17 protein-coding genes are annotated in these 17,705 nt (G+C 54.5%); 12 read left to right on the top strand and 5 right to left on the bottom strand.

What is annotated here, in order from left to right; all coding sequences use genetic code 11:
• Positions 1–34 precede the first annotated feature (34 nt).
• The 6 genes from B212_RS0125590 (at position 35) to B212_RS0125565 (ending at position 4,620) form a co-directional block, all read left to right on the top strand.
• Entirely contained in the window at positions 35–958 is a 924-nt protein-coding gene (locus tag B212_RS0125590) for an ABC transporter permease (protein WP_019914089.1), read from the top strand.
• A 35-nt stretch (positions 959–993) separates the two neighbouring features.
• Positions 994–1,755: an ABC transporter permease gene (locus B212_RS0125585; RefSeq protein WP_036670113.1), complete on the top strand. Its 762-nt coding sequence runs from the start codon at positions 994–996 to the stop codon at positions 1,753–1,755.
• 19 nt (positions 1,756–1,774) lie between these two features.
• Positions 1,775–2,821, top strand: coding sequence for an ABC transporter ATP-binding protein (locus B212_RS0125580; RefSeq protein WP_019914087.1), 1,047 nt, complete (start codon positions 1,775–1,777; stop codon positions 2,819–2,821).
• Between the two features lie 126 nt (positions 2,822–2,947).
• The gene (locus tag B212_RS0125575) at positions 2,948–3,841 is read left to right on the top strand and encodes an alkaline phosphatase family protein (protein WP_019914086.1); all 894 of its coding nucleotides are present in this window, start codon (positions 2,948–2,950) and stop codon (positions 3,839–3,841) included.
• Positions 3,842–3,938: 97 nt separating this feature from the next.
• Positions 3,939–4,259, top strand: coding sequence for a hypothetical protein (locus B212_RS0125570; protein ID WP_019914085.1), 321 nt, complete (start codon positions 3,939–3,941; stop codon positions 4,257–4,259).
• A 124-nt stretch (positions 4,260–4,383) separates the two neighbouring features.
• Entirely contained in the window at positions 4,384–4,620 is a 237-nt protein-coding gene (locus B212_RS0125565; protein ID WP_019914084.1) for a DUF6953 family protein, read from the top strand.
• A gap of 34 nt (positions 4,621–4,654) precedes the next feature.
• Here the strand turns inward: B212_RS0125565 and B212_RS0125560 are convergent, their stop codons facing one another.
• Positions 4,655–5,287 carry a hypothetical protein gene (locus B212_RS0125560; protein ID WP_028531042.1) on the bottom strand — a complete coding sequence of 211 codons (633 nt, stop codon included), beginning with the start codon at positions 5,285–5,287 and terminating at the stop codon, positions 4,655–4,657.
• A 64-nt stretch (positions 5,288–5,351) separates the two neighbouring features.
• On the bottom strand, positions 5,352–7,685 hold the full coding sequence (locus tag B212_RS0125555; RefSeq protein WP_019914083.1) for a UvrD-helicase domain-containing protein: 2,334 nt from the start codon (positions 7,683–7,685) through the stop codon (positions 5,352–5,354).
• Positions 7,686–7,832: 147 nt separating this feature from the next.
• On the opposite strand from B212_RS0125555, the gene B212_RS32435 reads away from it, so the two are divergent.
• On the top strand, positions 7,833–8,318 hold the full coding sequence (locus B212_RS32435) for a hypothetical protein (protein WP_019914082.1): 486 nt from the start codon (positions 7,833–7,835) through the stop codon (positions 8,316–8,318).
• Between the two features lie 266 nt (positions 8,319–8,584).
• Here B212_RS32435 and B212_RS0125540 read toward each other — a convergent pair whose 3' ends face one another.
• Positions 8,585–9,448 (bottom strand): Cof-type HAD-IIB family hydrolase, encoded by an 864-nt coding sequence (locus tag B212_RS0125540; protein WP_019914079.1) that lies wholly within the window; start codon positions 9,446–9,448, stop codon positions 8,585–8,587.
• 220 nt (positions 9,449–9,668) lie between these two features.
• Here B212_RS0125540 and B212_RS0125535 point away from each other — a divergent pair, with 220 nt between their 5' ends.
• Positions 9,669–10,910, top strand: a complete 1,242-nt coding sequence (locus B212_RS0125535) for a DUF445 domain-containing protein (RefSeq protein WP_019914077.1) — start codon at positions 9,669–9,671, stop codon at positions 10,908–10,910.
• 307 nt (positions 10,911–11,217) lie between these two features.
• On the opposite strand, the gene B212_RS0125530 is transcribed toward B212_RS0125535, so the two are convergent.
• Positions 11,218–12,315, bottom strand: coding sequence for a glycosyltransferase family 4 protein (locus B212_RS0125530; protein ID WP_019914076.1), 1,098 nt, complete (start codon positions 12,313–12,315; stop codon positions 11,218–11,220).
• Positions 12,316–12,399: 84 nt separating this feature from the next.
• A complete protein-coding gene (locus tag B212_RS0125525) occupies positions 12,400–13,218 on the bottom strand; it encodes a hypothetical protein (protein ID WP_019914075.1) in 819 nt (272 codons plus the stop codon).
• A 275-nt stretch (positions 13,219–13,493) separates the two neighbouring features.
• On the opposite strand from B212_RS0125525, the gene B212_RS33460 reads away from it, so the two are divergent.
• The 4 genes from B212_RS33460 (at position 13,494) to B212_RS0125505 (ending at position 17,677) form a co-directional block, all read left to right on the top strand.
• A complete protein-coding gene (locus B212_RS33460) occupies positions 13,494–14,144 on the top strand; it encodes a C39 family peptidase (protein WP_198015890.1) in 651 nt (216 codons plus the stop codon).
• Between the two features lie 78 nt (positions 14,145–14,222).
• Positions 14,223–16,181 (top strand): type I pullulanase, encoded by a 1,959-nt coding sequence (pulA, locus tag B212_RS0125515; RefSeq protein WP_019914072.1) that lies wholly within the window; start codon positions 14,223–14,225, stop codon positions 16,179–16,181.
• 181 nt (positions 16,182–16,362) lie between these two features.
• Positions 16,363–16,692, top strand: a complete 330-nt coding sequence (locus tag B212_RS0125510; protein ID WP_019914071.1) for a PadR family transcriptional regulator — start codon at positions 16,363–16,365, stop codon at positions 16,690–16,692.
• Between the two features lies 1 nt (position 16,693).
• Positions 16,694–17,677: a permease prefix domain 1-containing protein gene (locus B212_RS0125505; RefSeq protein ID WP_019914070.1), complete on the top strand. Its 984-nt coding sequence runs from the start codon at positions 16,694–16,696 to the stop codon at positions 17,675–17,677.
• Positions 17,678–17,705 lie beyond the last annotated feature (28 nt).

The following is a 17,705-nucleotide window of genomic DNA, read 5'->3' as shown; positions in this document are numbered from 1 at the left end:
CCGCTTTGTATTCTACGCGAGAGGAGCAACCGGGATGAAACAGAGGAAGCGCGGTGTGATTCTGGCTTTGGCTCCGTTTGTGCTGATGGTGCTGGCGTTCCAGGTGGTGCCCGTTGTGTCGATGCTGTCGGGCAGCTTCCGGGACGCGGACGGCAAAGGCTTCACCCTGGGCAACTATCAGCATGCGCTGACCAGCGCTTATTATATGCAGGCGATCAAGAACAGCCTGCTGATCTCCGTCTTCTCCAGCCTGCTTGGGATGGCTGTGGGGCTTATATGCGCGTATTGTATTACGCGTTTTGCACCAGCCGTACGCGACCGGCTGCTGATGTTGTCCAATATGACCTCCAATTTTGCCGGAGTCCCGCTGGCCTTTGCCTACATTATTCTGCTGGGGAACAACGGGGTGTTCACACTGCTGTTCAAGCAATGGGGCTGGAGCGTGTTTGACGGCTTCAACCTGTACAGTTGGTCCGGACTGATTCTGGTCTATGTGTATTTCCAGATTCCGCTGGCCTTGTTGCTGCTGTATCCCGCGTTCTACGGCATCAGGGAGCAGTGGAGAGAAGCGGCAGCCCTGCTGGGAGCCGGGCCCTGGCAGTTCTGGAAAACCGTCGGTCTGCCGGTGTTGTCCCCGGCGATCTTCGGCACACTTGGCATTCTGTTCGCCAATGCGATGGGGGCGTATGCCACCGCTTATGCGCTGGTTGGCGGGAACTACAATCTGCTCGCTGTCCGCATCGGCTCGCTGGTCGCCGGCGATGTGGTGACCCAGCCGCAAATGGGCAGCACCTTAGCGGTTCTGCTCGCGCTTAGCACACTGCTTGCGGTATTTCTCAATCAGCGGATGGTGCGCCGCATGGAGAGCTTTGGCGGCAAGAAATCAGCCGCAAGGGAGCAGAGCAGCGGCCTGTTCAGACGCCGCTGGGCAGCAGTGCGGGAGGAGGCGGGCCAGTGAACACACGCAAGGCGGGTTTTGCCCCGCGCACCTTCATGCTTCTGCTCATGGTGTATCTGCTGCTGCCGCTGCTGGCAACGGGACTGTATGCTTTTGCCCAGGATTGGCAGAATACGCTGCTGCCCCGCACCTGGACATTGAGCTGGTTCAGTGACATGTTCAGGGATTTACGCTTTTTGGATGCGCTGTGGACTTCACTGTATCTGTGTGTAATCAGCGTTCTGCTCAGTCTTGCCGTGATGCTGCCGGCTGTGTTTGTCATAACGGTCTATTTTCCGCGCTGGGAGAGCTTTATGAAAGGGATCGTTGTTCTGCCCTACGCGGTGCCGGGTGTGGTGGCCGCCGTCGGCTTGATCCGCGCCTATTCCTCTGGTCCGTTCGACATTTCCGGGACCGCTTATTTGCTGGTCGGGGCTTACTTTGTGGTTATTCTGCCTTATATGTATCAGGGTATCCGCAATAGTCTGCTCAGCGTATCCGCCGTGGAGCTGCTGAATGCCGCCGAGCTGCTTGGGGCGCGAAGGCGGACTGCTTTTGTAAATGTCATTCTGCCGAATATTTGGCCCGGGGTGATTGTCTCCGCGCTGCTGTCGTTCTCCGTGCTGTTCGGGGAATTCGTGCTGACGAACATGCTGGTTGGCGGGCATATCCAGACGATTCAGGTCTATTTGTATCAGCGGGTCGGCGAGAGCGGGCATTTGGCCAGTGCGATTGCGATCTCCTATTTTGTGTTTATCCTGCTGCTGTCGGCGGTGCTGATGAAGCTGGGCCAGAGGATTGGCGGCCAAGCGAAGTAAGGTCTGGGAGGGATACGGAATGAAGAAGGATTATTTAAGGCTGCAGGGAGTCCGCAAAGTTTTTGATGCTGCCCCTGTATTGGCGGGAGTAGACCTGAACATCGCTGAAGGGGAGCTTGTCACTCTGCTGGGGCCGTCGGGATGCGGCAAAAGCACGCTCCTGCGCTGCATCGCAGGGCTCACCGAGCTGGACAGCGGCAGCATCCTGCTTGCGGACAAGGAGCTGACGAAGCTGCCGCCGCGCAGCAGGGATGTGGGCATGGTGTTCCAATCCTATGCGCTGTTCCCCAATCTGACCGTAAGCCAGAATGTGGAATACGGCATGCGCATGCGCGGGGTTGCCCCGGCAGCGCGGCGCAGCCGCTGCGGGGAGCTGCTCGCGATGGTCGATCTCGAGGACAAGCGCGATGTCTATCCGCAGTCGCTGTCCGGCGGACAGCAGCAGCGGGTGGCGCTGGCCCGCTCGCTGGCTGTTCAGCCCAAGCTGCTGCTGCTGGACGAACCGCTCAGCGCGCTGGATGCCAAAATCCGCAAAAATCTGCGCGCGGAAATCCGCGACATTCAGCGGCGGCTGGGCATGACGACGCTGTTCGTTACCCACGACCAGGAGGAAGCGCTGATTCTGTCGGACCGGATCTGCATCATGAACAAGGGGCGGATTGTTCAGGAAGGCTCCCCGGAGCAGCTCTACACGGCGCCGCGTACAGAATTCGCTGCCCGGTTTATGGGCAGCTACAATGTTTTGAGCCGCAGCGAGGCGCTGGCGCTGTTCAACAGAATTGACAGCAGGTCGGACAGCTTCGCCATCCGCCCCGAAGCGGTGACGCTGCTGGCCGAAGGTGAAGTCATCCAGGATGATGCGGACGGCATGATGGATGTGAGAGGCAGGGTCCAGTCCGTGTCTGTGCTGGGCAATATTATCCGCACGGTTGTTCTGGCGGAAGGGATAGAGCTGACGGTAGATCTGCTTAATGACGGCCGCTGGCTGCGGGTACGTGAGGGAGATAACGTCACTCTTCTGCTTGATCCGGCCCAGTTGCTGCATCTGGAGCAGGAAGGGGCATAAGGAGCGCGGCTTGTGCGGCAGGAGTGGGCAGGAGGGGAGAATAATCTGATTTGCAGACTCAAATCTGCCTGATCTTGTGCAGAAGCACTTTGTTAGGGCTGGTTGTTCATGGGAGGCGGGGGACTTATGACGGAAACAGCTAACAAGCTTATCGTCGTTGTGCTAGATGGACTGCGGTATGATGCAGCCCGCAAGTATATGGGTTATATGGAGCATCTGGTGGAGCAAGGACAACTGTCGTGCTATAAGGTACAATCGGAGCTGCCCAGTCTGTCGCGTCCGCTGTATGAGGTGCTGCTGACAGGCACACCGGTATCGAGAAACGGAATTACCGCCAACCATATCGTCAGGCTGAGCCGCGAGAGGAGTGTGTTCCATCTGGCTGTCGCCGCTAACCTGCGTACAGCCGCAGCCGCGTACCACTGGGTCAGCGAGCTGTACAGCTCAGCCCCCTTTGACCCTGTATCAGACCGGCACCAGCATAATGTCCTGAAGCCGATTCAGCACGGGAGCTTCTACTTCGAGGATCATTACCCGGATAGCCATGTATTCGCGGACGCCGAATATTTGCGGGTGGCCTATGACCCCCATTTTCTGTATATTCATACGATGAATATTGATGATGCCGGACACCGCTTCGGCGGCGAAAGCAAGGAATACGAGCTTGCGGTCCGCAGCGTGGACGGGTTGCTCGCCACCCTGCTGCCGCAGTGGATGGAGTTGGGCTACAGGGTGCTGGTTACAGCCGACCACGGAATGAATGCAAACGGCTGTCACGGCGGGGTCACTGCGGCGGAGCGGCATGTGCCGCTCTATACCTTTGGGGAAGAGGTGCTTTCTCCGGAAAAAGAGGTTCAGGCGCTCCCTCAGCTACGGCTCGCCCCGCTAATGTGCCACTGCCTTGGAGTTCGGCCATCGGCAGCAATGACCACGGAAGGGCTGCCGCCTTTTGTGCCGGCGCAGCCGCAGCAAGAAGAAGGGGGAGATGCGGAAATTATTAAACTAAATAGTTTGGAATAACTGCTATTTTTAATGGGATAATACAAAAAAATGCATATCTATTTACAGGATGATTTTGTATAATTTTTAGTACATTAACGTATTGGAGGGCTTATTTGTGAGTAGTTCGAGAGCTTTAAAATGGATTACGGGTTCGTTTGAAATTATTTTGGCAATTCCGCTTCTAGGTGCAGCGATTGTAATCGGGAGCGGGTACACTGTACTGGGGTTAACCTTCATTCTTCACCTCATTACGCTGGTGTTATCATCGAAGAATAAGGAGCCGTTCTACGGCTCAGTGCTCGGAATCATAACCTCGGTGCTGGCATGGATTCCATTTTTGGGCTGGGTCCTGCATCTGATCACCGGTATTCTGCTTATGGTAACTGCAGCACAGAAGCCACGCCAGACAGATCATTATAATACATACCAAGCTTAAGGAGCGGTGACAGCCCGGACCTGCTCAACCTATAACCCGATTCGGTTATTTCCCGAATCGGGTTATATTCATGTTATAATGGGAAAGCATTTTAGAAGATTTTGCTGGAAGGAGCAGTACCCGGATGGAAGCGACTGCACAAGAGGTGGCGGAATGGATGGTCAAGGAAATCCGCTTTACGGGAACCCTGTACCAGACCGCTGCGATTGAATACGTAAAGGCCAATTTCGGCGAGCAGTTTGTATTTGTAAATGAGAACGGGAATGCCTCATTGTCCAAGGATGTGAAAAAGGCTTTCCGCAAGCTGCACGCGGGAAGAATCGCCTGGGACCGCGACGGCTTTCTGTGGGCCTGGACCTGAGACTCCCCTGCACAGCTTTGGCTCAGGGGTCAGCTCAGATGTTATTCTGAGACCCCGAATGCATAAATGTGCTTATTAAAAGTGACCGCTGCTGTAATAGCTGGCGGTCACTTTTTTTGTTGCTAAGGCATGCCGTAGCTAGAGCCGCTGCGGGCTGCTGGGCGCTGAACAACGGCAGAAATGCCGTTGCCGGAGCCGCCGCGAGCTGCTGGGCGTGAAACAACGGCAGAAATGCCGTTGCCGGAGCCGCCGCGGGCTGCTGGGCGTTGAACAACGGCAGAAATGCCGTTGTTGGAGCTGCCGCGGGCTGCTGGGTCTGAAACAACGGCAGAAATGCCGTTGCCGGAGCCGCTGCGGGCTGCTGGGCGCTGAACAACGGCAGAAATGCCGTTGTTGGAGCCGCCGCGAGCTGTTGGGCGTGAACAACGGCAGAAATGCCGTTGTTGGAGCTGCCGCGGGCTGCTGGGTCTGAAACAACGGCAGAAATGCCGTTGCCGGAGCCGCTGCGGGCTGCTGGGCGCTGAACAACGGCAGAAATGCCGTTGCCGGAGCCGCTGCGGGCTGCTGGGCGCTGAACAACGGCAGAAATGCCGTTGCTGGAGCTGCCGCGAGCGGTCGATCCCTCTATTTCAGCAGCGATGAAAGGAGAGATCGACCACAAAATCATCGGAAGCTCAAGAAAGTAGGACGCCCCTTTCTTAGTACTCCAACTAACAGCCGTGCAGCTCCTGTTACAACGGAACTACACGGCTGCTTTTTTCCATAGGGGAGCTGCAGAGCGGGCAGGGCTTGGAGGATAAATGATCCTCCAAACCGCCAGCCTTCATCCGCGTCCAGCCCGGACAGCCGCTGCCGGTGCAATTCCAGACGGGAACGGTGTGTGTCCTTCCTCCCGCCGCTGCGCGGGAGGATTGGAAGCTTGCCGCCGGTGTTCTGCTTATGGCGGCCGGGGCTGTGGCCGGAGAAGCGGAGACGGCAGAGCGGAAGGCGGACAGCATGAAGCGGGAGACCTCCGCTTTCTTGCCCCGGTGTTTGGCGGGCGAGCTGATGAACAGCTCCTCCCGCGCTCTGGTCACGGCCACATAGGCCAGTCTCCGCTCCTCTTCGAGTGCGGCATGACCGGCTGCATTGCCTACGATTACCGTGCTGCTTCCGCTGCTAGGTGTCGTGGCTGTCCTCCTGTCCTTCAGCCGGTCGCCCTCCAGGGCAGAGCTGTGGGGAAGAATGCCCTCTGATGCGCCGATCAGGAAGACCACCGGGAATTCCAGCCCCTTCGACTTGTGGATGGTCATCAGCGCAATCCGGTTGCCCTGCTCCTTCAGGCCGGGCTGGCGGCTCTGCTCATTGCGCTCGGCAATATTATCAATGAACTCAAGAAACACCGGAACACTGTCGAACCGTTCCGCCGAGGCTTCTAGCTCATCGAGCATTTCTTTCAGCATCTCCCGGTGCAGAGTGGCCTGATGCCGTTCGTTGGCTTCAATGAAATAGTCATAGAAGACCGTACGGATCTGACGGATAGCCTGGACGGGGGTCAACTGAAGGAGGCCGCGGATCAGCTCCAGCCGTTCCCGCAGCTTAACGGCCTTGAAATCCTCCATGCCCGGCAGCGACAACAGATGGATCAGCGGTCCCTGCTTTGGCTGAATGGCTTCCAGCCCGCGGATGTGGTTCATCCCCTTTTCCCGGTTCAGATAGAGGGTTGGCAGGATATTCTCCATTGCGGCGAAATTGCGCCGGTTGACCGACAGCCGCAGATGGTCCAGCACCGGAGAGATCAGCCAATGCTCATAGAGCAGTTGGCCTTCGCCGTAATCAACGTAAGGGATATCCCGCAGGAGCAGCAGCTCCAGCAAAGCCCGGTTGCTGCTTGAAGCGCGGTACAGCAAGGCGAAATCGCTGTATTCCCTGGCTCCGTTCCCGACCTCGCTCATAATATGGTCCACGATTTGCCCGGCCTCCTCATCCGCCGTCTGCGGGCGCAGATAACGGGGCTGGCTGCCGCTGTCTTTGGCGGCTTGCAGCGTTTTGGATCTCCGGCGCGAATTGTGCCGGATAATTCCGTTGCCGAGCCCGACAATCGCGGGGCCGGAGCGGTAATTGATATCGAGTGTAATCACCTTGGCATTCGGATACAGCTTCTCGAACTCAAGAATGAACTCGCTGCGTGCTCCATTGAAGGAATAGATTGTCTGGTCATCATCGCCGACGACCATCAGATTATGCTGCGGATGGGCAATCATTTGGACAAGCTCATATTGCAGCGCATTGGTGTCCTGGAACTCATCGACCATCACGTACAGAAATCTCATTTGCAGCTCCTGCAGCAGCGCCGGCTTCTCCCGCAGCATCCGGTAGGCGAGCAGCAGCACGTCGTCGAAGTCGATTTTGAAATTGTCGGTCTTCCACTGCTCATAGAGCAGCAGTACTGCCTTCATCTCCTTCTCGGCTGTTGACGTTTCCGGGAGAGCATCCGGCTCGCTCAGGTTCATCTTGCAGGAGGAGAGCAGAGCGAGCAGTGTCTCCGGCGGATAAGCATCCTTAGGCAGCCCCAGCTCACGCATAATCTGCTTCAGCAGAATATGCTGGCGGCGCGTTTCATTGAAGATCTCCTGCTGGACCCCCTGGCGGCGCAGGAAATAGAGGCAAAAGGAGTGGAACGTGCGGGTCTGAAGGCGGGCAGCATCGCTCTCGCTGACTCCCGGCAGCAGGGCGATCCGTTCGCGCATTTCCGCAGCCGCTTTATTGGAGAAGGTCAGCAGCAGCAGTTGGCTAGGGGAAATCCCCCGCACTGACATCAAGTACCCGGCACGGCAGATCAGCACTGAGGTTTTGCCTGAGCCTGCTCCGGCCAGCGTCAGCAGCGGCCCCTGATAATGCCGCACGGCAGCGAGCTGCGGGAGGTTGAGCAGAATTCCGCCCTCCTCCAGCCTGCGGAAGTAGGCAGCGTCGCTATCCCCCGGCTTCACCATCTCCCGGCTTGTCCGGGCGGAGGCGATTTTTGCCTGCGGAATACGCTCGCCGGTAGCGCCCAGCGGTATGTTATGAAATAAAAGCTTGTTCATTGTAATCACCTTCGTTTATGTATGCACCCCGAGTCTTGCGGCAGGTCTGCATTTTTTTCAAATAAGATGTGGTGTCACACTCTGGATTCATTGAATAGTCTAACTATTATTGTTTAGAGGTCCAATATTCAGAAAGGTGTGATCGTGATGGGCATTATCGTCAGAAACAGGAAACCGTCAGCACAAATGAACCGTTCTGTCCCGCTTGCAGGTCCGCAGAAATCTTTCTTGTACAGCGATCCGAAGTATGGGTTCAGCATCAAGCTGCCCCGCAGATGGAAAACCTATACTGTCATTAGAAGAAGAACACGGCTGAACGATGCGGAATACGGCGTTTTTTTCCTCTTTAAGTATAAAGGCAGGGTGTACGAATCGGCGCTCACTTTTCTTGTGTACCACATGACTCTGAAGCAGTGGCGTGATCAGGGGTATGATGAATCTCCCATCACCCGGCTGGCTGCGCGCAGTGGGCGGATTTTTGCCTATACGGTTCCTGAAGAGCTTCCTGAAGAGTTTCTCGATAAAACGGGGGATGACTATGATTATAAAAAATACGGCAGACCCATTCGCATACTCTCAAGTATGGTGAATGACGATGTCCCCAAAATCGTGAAAACATTCAAACTTAAATAAGATAAGCTGCGCGCGATATATTGCATATTCATTTTTTTGACAGTTTGTTCTAAAATATTACACAAAGCATTAATTTGCATACAAATATCTGCTGATTGCGGCAGGTTACCCATCGTAAAGAGATTTGGAGGAATCACGTGTTTATTCCCATACTTGATGCCCTGACAATGGATGAAAAAGTAGCTGTCCTTGTTTGCCTGGCAGTAAATTTAGGCGGAATCTACTACATCGGACGCCGCCGTACCGGACGCCGCTGAACTGCTGAATCACTTCATCTCCAAAAGATGTCTGATCCCCACAGCCACACCATGCTCCGCATTGCTCCGCGTAACAAAGTCGGCCGTTTCCTTGAGAATCGGCGCGGCATTCTCCATGGCAATTCTGTAGCCGGCCATCCCGAACATCGGCAGATCATTGTAGCTGTCGCCCATGACCGCCACTTGCTCCGCAGGAATGCCGTAATACGCCGCCAGCATACCGACACCAGCGCCTTTATTGGCATCCTTATGGTTAATTTCAATATTATTCTCATGTGAAGCGGTAATGATCAGCCCGGGAATCGCTGCAAATCTCGTAGAGGCTTCCTTTAGCAGATCCAGGTTCAGAGAAAAAGCCAACGTTTTGTAGATCACATTCTCCTCCTTGCTCCAGACCTCCTCCATCTTCTCCACATAGGTTACCGCAGCCTGCCGGAACTGTTTGCCCACTATTGCCTTCAGCAGCCAGCGCAGGTCTTCCGGGACCTCCTCATCCTTAAGCGTTGCGAGCTTCTCCAGATACACCCGCTTGTCAAGCTCAACATAGACGGTATCCTGTGTGTATACTTCATAATACAATTCAGGAATTTCATTCATCCAGCGCATGGCGGGAATAATGTCCTCCTTGTCCAGCGGCGTGCTTCCCGCCAGGGTACGGTCCGGCAGAATAACAGCCGCGCCGTTCAGACTGACCACCGGGCATTCCAGATCCGCCAGCCGTAGCTGCCGTTCGGCGTCCATATACGAGCGTCCGGTAGCGATCATAACAATGTGGCCCAGGCTTTGGGCGTGCACGATGGCCTCGCGGTTCTCCGGGCTAATGATGCCCTCCTCATTCAGCAGCGTTCCGTCCATATCCAGTGCGATCAGCATGTTGTCGTTCTCCTTTTCCAGTACTAGAGTTGTCTGTATTTTATCATTTTATCTCTGAAAGATAAAAATCCATTTTCATGAAAGGGGTTTTTCCCGGCGGGACAAAGGCTGCGGGCGATTTTCAGAAAGGAGTTCAGTCGTGGTACAATGAGAGATAGGCTTGAAGTACTGATTATATTGGATTATGGTTTCACGCTATTAAGCAAGGGGGAACAAAAAAATGAAATCCAGGAATTTAGCCACAATCTCGCTGGCTGTGATGGCCTGCGGTTTTCTGATTACACTGTTTTTGCCGGAAAATCTGGCGGTTGAGCTGCTTAGGGGCGGCTTTGAAGCCGGGCTTGTAGGGGGGATTGCCGACTGGTTCGCAGTCACTGCGCTGTTCCGTCACCCGCTCGGCCTGCCGATTCCACATACCTCTCTGCTGCTGAAGAATCGGGATAAAATTATTCAGTCGCTGATCTCCGCAATGGAGAATGAACTGCTGAACAAGGCGAGCATCGAGAACAAGCTGCGTAAAGTCCGCATTGTATCACTGGGCGGCAAGATGCTGACCCGGCTGCTCGCCAGAAAAAAAGCACGGGCCGAAATGCTGGACCAGCTTAGCAGCTTCGTACGGAAGCTTCCGGTAGAGCAGGCTGTTCCGTATCTTCAGTCGGCTGTGGCCGACTATATCCGCGAAGCTGAGCTAGGGGTTACCGCAGATAAAATTACCACCAGGCTCATGAACGACGGCAAGGATGTCGCCGCTCTGGATTATGCGCTCGAAGGGATCTCCGGCTGGACCGCCCGTCCCGCAACACGGGCTATGCTCGGCAAGATCGCCAGTGAGAAGCTGGCCGAAGTGAAGCTCGGTGGACTTAAGGGTATGGCTTTTCAAGCCTTTGTCGGATTTGTGGATGCCGACATGCTGGGGGAAATGCTGCAGGGCATGCTCCAGTCCGGCATCCGTGACTTCCGTGAGGAGGACAGCCCGTACCGCGATGAGATAATCCGGGAGATCCGTGTTGCCATCTTCCAACTGGTAAATGACGAGGCGCGGATTGCCAGAATTAAGGACTGGGCACTGAATGAGCTTCAGGGCGAGGCCGTCACGGCATTTCTTCAGGAGCAGCTCGAGCATTTTCGCGGCAAGGCCATTGAACTGCTGGAAGAGGAGCGGGCTGCCGGCGGACGCAAGCTGTTTGGGCTGTATGCCAAGCTGGCCCGCCGTATCGCCAAAGAGGAGCAATGGATTCAAGGCTGGGAAGAGCGGATTCGCGGGTCCTTAATCGCCTTCGTAGAGGCTAACCACTATCGGCTGGGACTTCTGGTTAAGGAGAATCTCGATCAGATGGATGATGCCAGTCTCGTGAATATGCTGGAGGAGAAGGTGGGCAAGGACCTGCAGTGGATTCGGGTCAACGGCGCAGTATGCGGCTTTGTCGTGGGGCTTGTGCTTACCGTTATTCAGATGTTTTGAAGATAGATTAGAAGATGAAGAGGCAGCAAGCTGCACCGCTGGACAGGAACCCTGTATCCGGCAGGCACTTGCTGCCTTTTGCTGTGGGAGCTGATAATGATGCCCCCGTTCTACAGCGGATGGGCTGTGTAGGGGATTGCCAAGGTCCTTGCGGCATAACAGTAATACATTTACTTTATGGGAACGCTCGCATTTTGAGCATAAGCTTAACTGTCGCTGTATCCGGCGATAAGATCACAAATTCCTTGCTACAGAGTGTTACATAGCAGGGAGACGGCTGAAGGAGGATCAACAACCTCTATTGCGACTACGGTAAAAGAGAACGGTACAGCTCCTCCAGCGCCGCCGCCGTATGCTCCCACCCGAAGGTCTGCAGCGCATCGCTGCGCCCCTGCAGCCCGATCCCGGCTGCGCGCTGCGGTTCGCGCCCGAGCTGCAGCAGCCGTCTGGCGAAGGGTGCCGCCTCACGGTAACGATCCACCAAATATCCGTTGTGGCCGGATATAATGATCTCCCGGATGCCGCCAATATTAGAGGCGATGACCGGCAGACCGGAGGCCATCGCCTCCACGTTCACCAGTCCGAAGGACTCGTGTCTTTGGGACGGGCAGACGAAGCAGTCAGCGGCCTGATACAGGCGGTGAATCTCTTCGTGGGCAATGTTTCCCGTAAAAAACACGGAAACTCCCAGCCGGCGTGCCAATTGCTTAAGCCGCCGGATATACGGCGGTTTGCCTCCACCTGCAATTACCAGTTGAGCCGGTAATTTTGTGTTCAACAGGCGCACGGCTCTAATCAGCACGGGAACCCCCTTGCGGGGAATTACCCGGCCGACGAAAAGTACGGTGAACACAGGCGGAAGCTGGCACAAGCTGCGGATATGCAGCTTCTCCGAAGTCTCCAGGGGGGAGAAGCGGGTCAGGTCGGCGCCCAGCGGCACAACACGAATGACCTTGCTCAGGCCGGGGAAGCGCCGGGAGAGCCGCTGCTGCAGAGAGTGACTGTTGGCGGCGATAAGATCTGCTCTGTTCAAGCTGCGGGCGATTCTGGAGTCCGCCGGGACGAAGGTCAGGGAGTGGAGGAACAGGAGCACCGGCGTGTGCGGCTGCCGCCGCTTTACGGCGGCCATCAGCAGCGGGCGGTTATCCACCTGAATCACATCGAAGCGTTGCTCCTCCAAAAAGGCCAGAACGGAGGCAAGATACCGTTCAGGACTGCCTGAAGACAGACGGATGATGCGTACCTGCTCTACTTCTGCGGATTCAGGCAGTCCGGGTGACTTCCTGCTCAATACAGTGACCTTGTGCTGGCGGGCCAGCTTTCTGGCAATTGCCCATATGCAGATTTCCACGGAGCCGTCTCCCGGCATAGGGAACTTCTCCGGCGCAATAATACAAATATGCATGGTACAAGCCTCCTCCGTCCGCTTGATCAGCTCTTTACCTAACATATGCCGGCCGGCAGGAGGAAGACACAGCCGCCGGTGGAATCAGGCGGCGATTTGCTTAGCGGCGGCAGCGATGATCCCGGCAACCTTTTGCTCAAGCTCAATGAGCTTGAGCTTGCTGGCCGCAATTTGCCGGTGGCAGGAGACAAGTGCAGACAAGGACGGTCCCGCCAGGACAGGATTCTGCCTGCGGATGGCGGTCTTGAAGCCGCTCCAATCCGCAGACAATCGCTTGTTCAGGGCCGAGGCCACACTTTTCTGGGATTTGATTGCCGCCTGCGGACTTTCAATCCCGGCCAATGTCTTGCGTACCGCAGCCATCTTCTTAGACCGGGCCTCCTTGGCGGCCTTAAGCTGTGCCTCTTTATCGCGGATATCCTGGCGTGCGAGCTGGACGAGAAGCCTCATTGCTTCTGACTGGGTCCGCAGTACGGAATTCAGTGTCTTGTCCTTCATGCCTTTAAGCAGGGAAATACGGTTATTAAGCGCACTGTATTGATCAAAAAGCGGCTGATAGCGGCTCTTGGTGCTGGCAACCACAGCAGTAAGCTTGGTCACGGTGGCCTGATCAATAGTCTTAATTTGTTCCTTCACTACAAGGAGTGACTGTGTGTTGCCGTCATGAAGCTTGCGGAGCTGGTCTTCTCGGCTGTCATATTGCGCTGACAAGACCGTTAGAGCACTGTATTGGCTCTTCAGATTTGCTCTTGCGGAAGAATCCGCGACTGCGGCGGTCAGCTCAAAAGCGGCCTGAATAGAAGTGGTCAGCTCCGTCCCGGAAGCTCCTGCAGGAACGGCCGACAGCGGCAGCATGAACAGCAGCGACAGCAGTGTCAGCACAGCGGTCTTAAGTATATTCATTGTTCTCCTCCTGTTATCCGCAGCACTGAAGACAACAAAAAGCACCCGCAGCAAAGGCAAATAAGCCTTTATTACGGGTGCTTCCATCGTAACAGGTCACGAATAAAATATTTATTTAAACTATAGATGATCCTTCCTATATAAGTCAATATTTTCATTTTAATTTTTTTGTTGGAAAAGTCCTGTTCATTTTCTTTCCCTCCTTCACTTGTCGTATACTGTGATCACAGGACACCGGAGAGTCTGGAACAGTACCTGGGCACGCTGGAGGAGGCTTGGTTAGAACCCTCATGAGAACGATACAGTCTAAGCATCAGTTGAAGGTGGAGCCGTATACGCAGTGGGAGCCGGGAGTGTCCTCTCCAGGCTCCGCCTGCGGGCCGGCTACTATGGCTGCATTAATGGAATATTGGCATACGCATAACGGCCGTAGGTTCATCCCGGGGACAGGTCATTTTGTCTCTAAGGCAGCGCATATTAATTATATATACAGCCATCATGGCGGAGCTCCTTGGGGCATGAGTGTACGCGGCTTTACCCGGGGAGTGGAGGCTTACCTCAAGGCAGCTCTCCCGTATAAAGAACGCAGGCATAAGCCGGTTCGCGTATCCGCTTTTAACGGGATGGAGAGGTATAAAGCCGAAATTGATGCGGCACGTCCCGTAGCAGTCAAATTCGACAAATGGTTCAGCTTCCGGTGGCGGGAAAGCTATGCCTATGATTATCATTGGGTGCTGGGTATCGGTTATGATGAGACGGATATAGAGACCGGGCCGGTGCTTATTGTCCAGGACAATGGAATACGCCATAAAAGCGGGGGCTTCACTCCTGGGAAAGAACGCCGTATCCCTTATCAGCCCAATCAGGAGATTATCACGATGGTAGCATTGAATATCGCTGGAGTACCTGGAATACCACAAGTCTAGTGCAATTCAAACGTTTGCACTAATCTAGAAATAAGGTTATAATATCCAATTATTAAAGGGTAAAGGAGACCGATTGCGTTGTCCGTACAAAGGGAAATGGAAGAGACCATTTACTATGGCGATCCTGCGGCTACAAATGGCATCTCTGTATTCGAGCAGGATTTTGATGAGCTGTTCAGCTATGACGGCGATGATCTTGGCATTATTTATACACCTGTCTCATCTGCATTTTGTCTATGGGCGCCGACCGCTCTGGAGGCGGAGGTTGTGCTCTATGATTCGTGGCAGCAGGCTGAAGGACGCCGCTTGCCGATGGTCCGTGACGTCCGGGGGACCTGGAGACTGAAGATTCCCGGTGATTTGGAAGGTAAACTCTACACGTACCGCGTGCGAATTGAGGATCAGTGGAATGAGGCGGCTGATCCTTATGCGCGGGCTGTTGGAGTGAATGGGGACAGAGCGGCAATTATTGATCTGCGGAAGACCGATCCCAAGCGGTGGACCGGGGATAAGCCGCCTTTCGGCAATCCTGTGGATGCGGTTATCTACGAGCTTCATCTGCGTGATTTGTCCATGCATCCCGCCAGTGGAATTGCCCGCAAAGGCCAGTTTCTCGGCCTGGCCGAAGAAGGAACGCGTGGTCCGGGAGGAATTCTGACCGGGCTTGATCATATTGCCGATCTTGGCGTGACGCATGTCCAACTGCTGCCAATTTACGACTATGCGACAGAGAGTGTGGATGAGACCAGGCTGGACCAGCCCCAGTATAACTGGGGTTATGATCCGAAGAATTACAATGCGCCGGAAGGCTCTTATGCTACTGATCCATTCATCCCGGGAGTGCGCATTACAGAGCTGAAGACAATGATTCAGGCGCTGCATGACCACGGTCTGCGCGTGATTATGGATGTTGTCTACAATCATGTGTATGACGGTTACCGCGTAAATTTCACCAAGCTGGTTCCCGGCTATTATCTCCGCTACAAGCGGGACGGCAGCCTGTCCAACGGCTCCGGCTGCGGCAATGATGCTGCCACTGAGCGTCTGATGATGTCCCGCTTCATTGTGGATTCGGTGCTTTACTGGGCCAAGGAGTATCATATCGACGGCTTCCGCTTTGACTTAATGGGGCTTATGGATGTGGATACGATGGCGGAAGTCCGCCGCCGTCTGGATGAGCTTGACCCCTCGATTATAACCATTGGCGAGGGCTGGATTATGGAGACGGAGCTTGCACCGGAAAGGCTTGCCAATCAGAGTAACGCAGATGTGCTGCCGGGGATCGGACAGTTCAACGACGGCTTCCGCGATGCGGTGAAGGGCAACATTTTCCGCTTTGAGGAGCCGGGGTTTGTTGGCGGAGGAACAGGCCTGGAGCCGTGGGTGAAGACAGGCATTACCGGGGGAGTGGTGTACGGACAGAACAGCGGCCAATTCGCCGATGAGCCGCAGCAGTGCGTGAACTATGTAGAATGCCATGATAACCATACCTTATGGGATAAAATCGTCCTGTCCTCCCCGGGACAAACCGACGAACAACGCAGAGCGATGCACCGCTTGGCTTCGGCGATGGTGCTGACAAGCCAGGGGATTCCTTTTCTTCATGCCGGACAAGAGTTTATGCGTACTAAGAACGGTGTGGAGAACAGCTTCAAATCAAACATTGAAATCAACTGGCTCGATTGGGAGCGCTGCGCCGGGCATGCGGATGATGTAGCTTATATGAAAAGACTGATCGCCCTTCGCAAGGCGCATCCGGCCTTCCGCATGCACAGCGCGGAGGAGATCCGTGCGAACCTGATCTTCGAGAAGGCTCCGGCCGGTGTCCTCGCATATACGCTGCGCGGCCATGCCGGAGGCGATTCAGCCGAGCATCTGTACGTGGTATACAACTCTAACCCGTCTGGATCAACGCTTAAGCTGCCTCCGCTGGGAGCATGGAAGCCGCTGCTGGGTGAAGAGCTGGCGGTAATGGAAGCAGATGGACGGCTGACGGTTCAGGGCACCGGTATGGTGGTGCTGGCGGTTGAAGCTTAGCCGGATTAACGCAGAATAATGAGGGAAGTCAATAATTGGACTGTCTTGCGGGTAGAGCCTTCTGCCGGCAGGACGGTCTTTTTTTACATGAAAAAAATACTACACCTATCGTAGTAATCATGCTACAATACAAATTACTACGACAGAAGTAGTACGACAGATGAAGTAAGGAGGAATATTATTGATCAGCAGTGATGTGATTCGCGGATACAACGATACTTTTATTCTATATATGCTTCTGAACGGCGAGTCCTACGGCTACGAAATCTCGAAGAATATCAGAAGGCTGTCGGATGAGAAATATATTATGAAAGAGACCACCCTCTACTCCGCGTTCGCCCGGCTGGAGAAGAATGGGTATATCTGCTCTTTTTATAAAGATGAGACTCAGGGGAAACGCCGTACATACTACCGTATTACTCTGGAGGGGCTGGCCTACTACCATGAGAAATGTGCGGAGTGGCTTATTACACAAGAAGTTGTAAACAAATTTATTAAGGAGCTGGGGTAAGATGGATACAATCATTGGTTATCTAAACAATATGTTTGCTGCTCTCCCTAAGACTGCACAAATGCAGGGACTTAAGCAGGATCTGCTGGCGAACATGGAAGAGAAATATTATGAGCTGAAGCAGGAAGGCAAGACCGAAAATGAAGCCGTAGGCATTGTGATCTCCGAGTTCGGCAATATTGATGAATTGATTGCTGAGCTGGATATTCAGGTGGAGAACGCAGAAAGCCCGCTTCCTCCGTATCCTCCACTTCCCCTGCTTGCTCCCGAGGATACCTGGGGCTATATGGCCGCCAAAAAGAAATCAGGCTTCCTGGTGGGGCTTGGCGTAACGCTGTGCATCGGCGGCGCCGCATTGCTGATCTTGCTCAACTCTCTGGCGGAGTCCGGTTTTCTCAGAGGGGGAATTGTTGCTGATGCTGCTTCGATCCTTAGTGTGGTCATATTGCTTATACTGGTGGCTTTGGCAGTTGGAATGTTCATTTTCAGCGGCACGATGCTGGAGAAATATAAATATTTGCGCAACGGCTTCGACCTGCCGTATGAGCTGCGGACCGAAATCCAGCATCGCAGCAGCGCCTATGCCTCTACGTATACCCTGTCTCTCGTGATGGGGGTATGCTTGTGTGTGCTTAGCCCGGTTCCAGTTATTGTATGGTCTGTGTTCAATGACAGCGATACGGCTTATGGCGTGGTTCTCTTGCTTGCGTTAATTGCTTTGGCAGTCTTCCTGTTCATCTACTACGGGAGTATCAAAGAAAGCTTCAAATTCCTGCTAGGGGAAGGCGAGTTCTCTAAGGAAAAGAAGGAAGAGAACCGTGTTATGGGCTCTGTCGCAGCCATTATCTGGCCGGTGGCCGTCTGCATCTTCCTGATCAGCGGCTTTGTCTATGATCGCTGGGATATGAACTGGGTGGTGTTTCCGGTTACCGGAATTCTGCTGGGGGTATCCAATTCTGTATATAATGCCGGTAAGGCAAAATAATGCTTCAGACCGGCTCTGCCCATCCCCG

Origin of the sequence: Paenibacillus sp. HW567 (assembly GCF_000374185.1) — a bacterium.
Classification (GTDB): Bacteria; Bacillota; Bacilli; order Paenibacillales; family Paenibacillaceae; genus Paenibacillus_AQ.
This window is presented reverse-complemented; position numbering and strand designations above follow the sequence as displayed.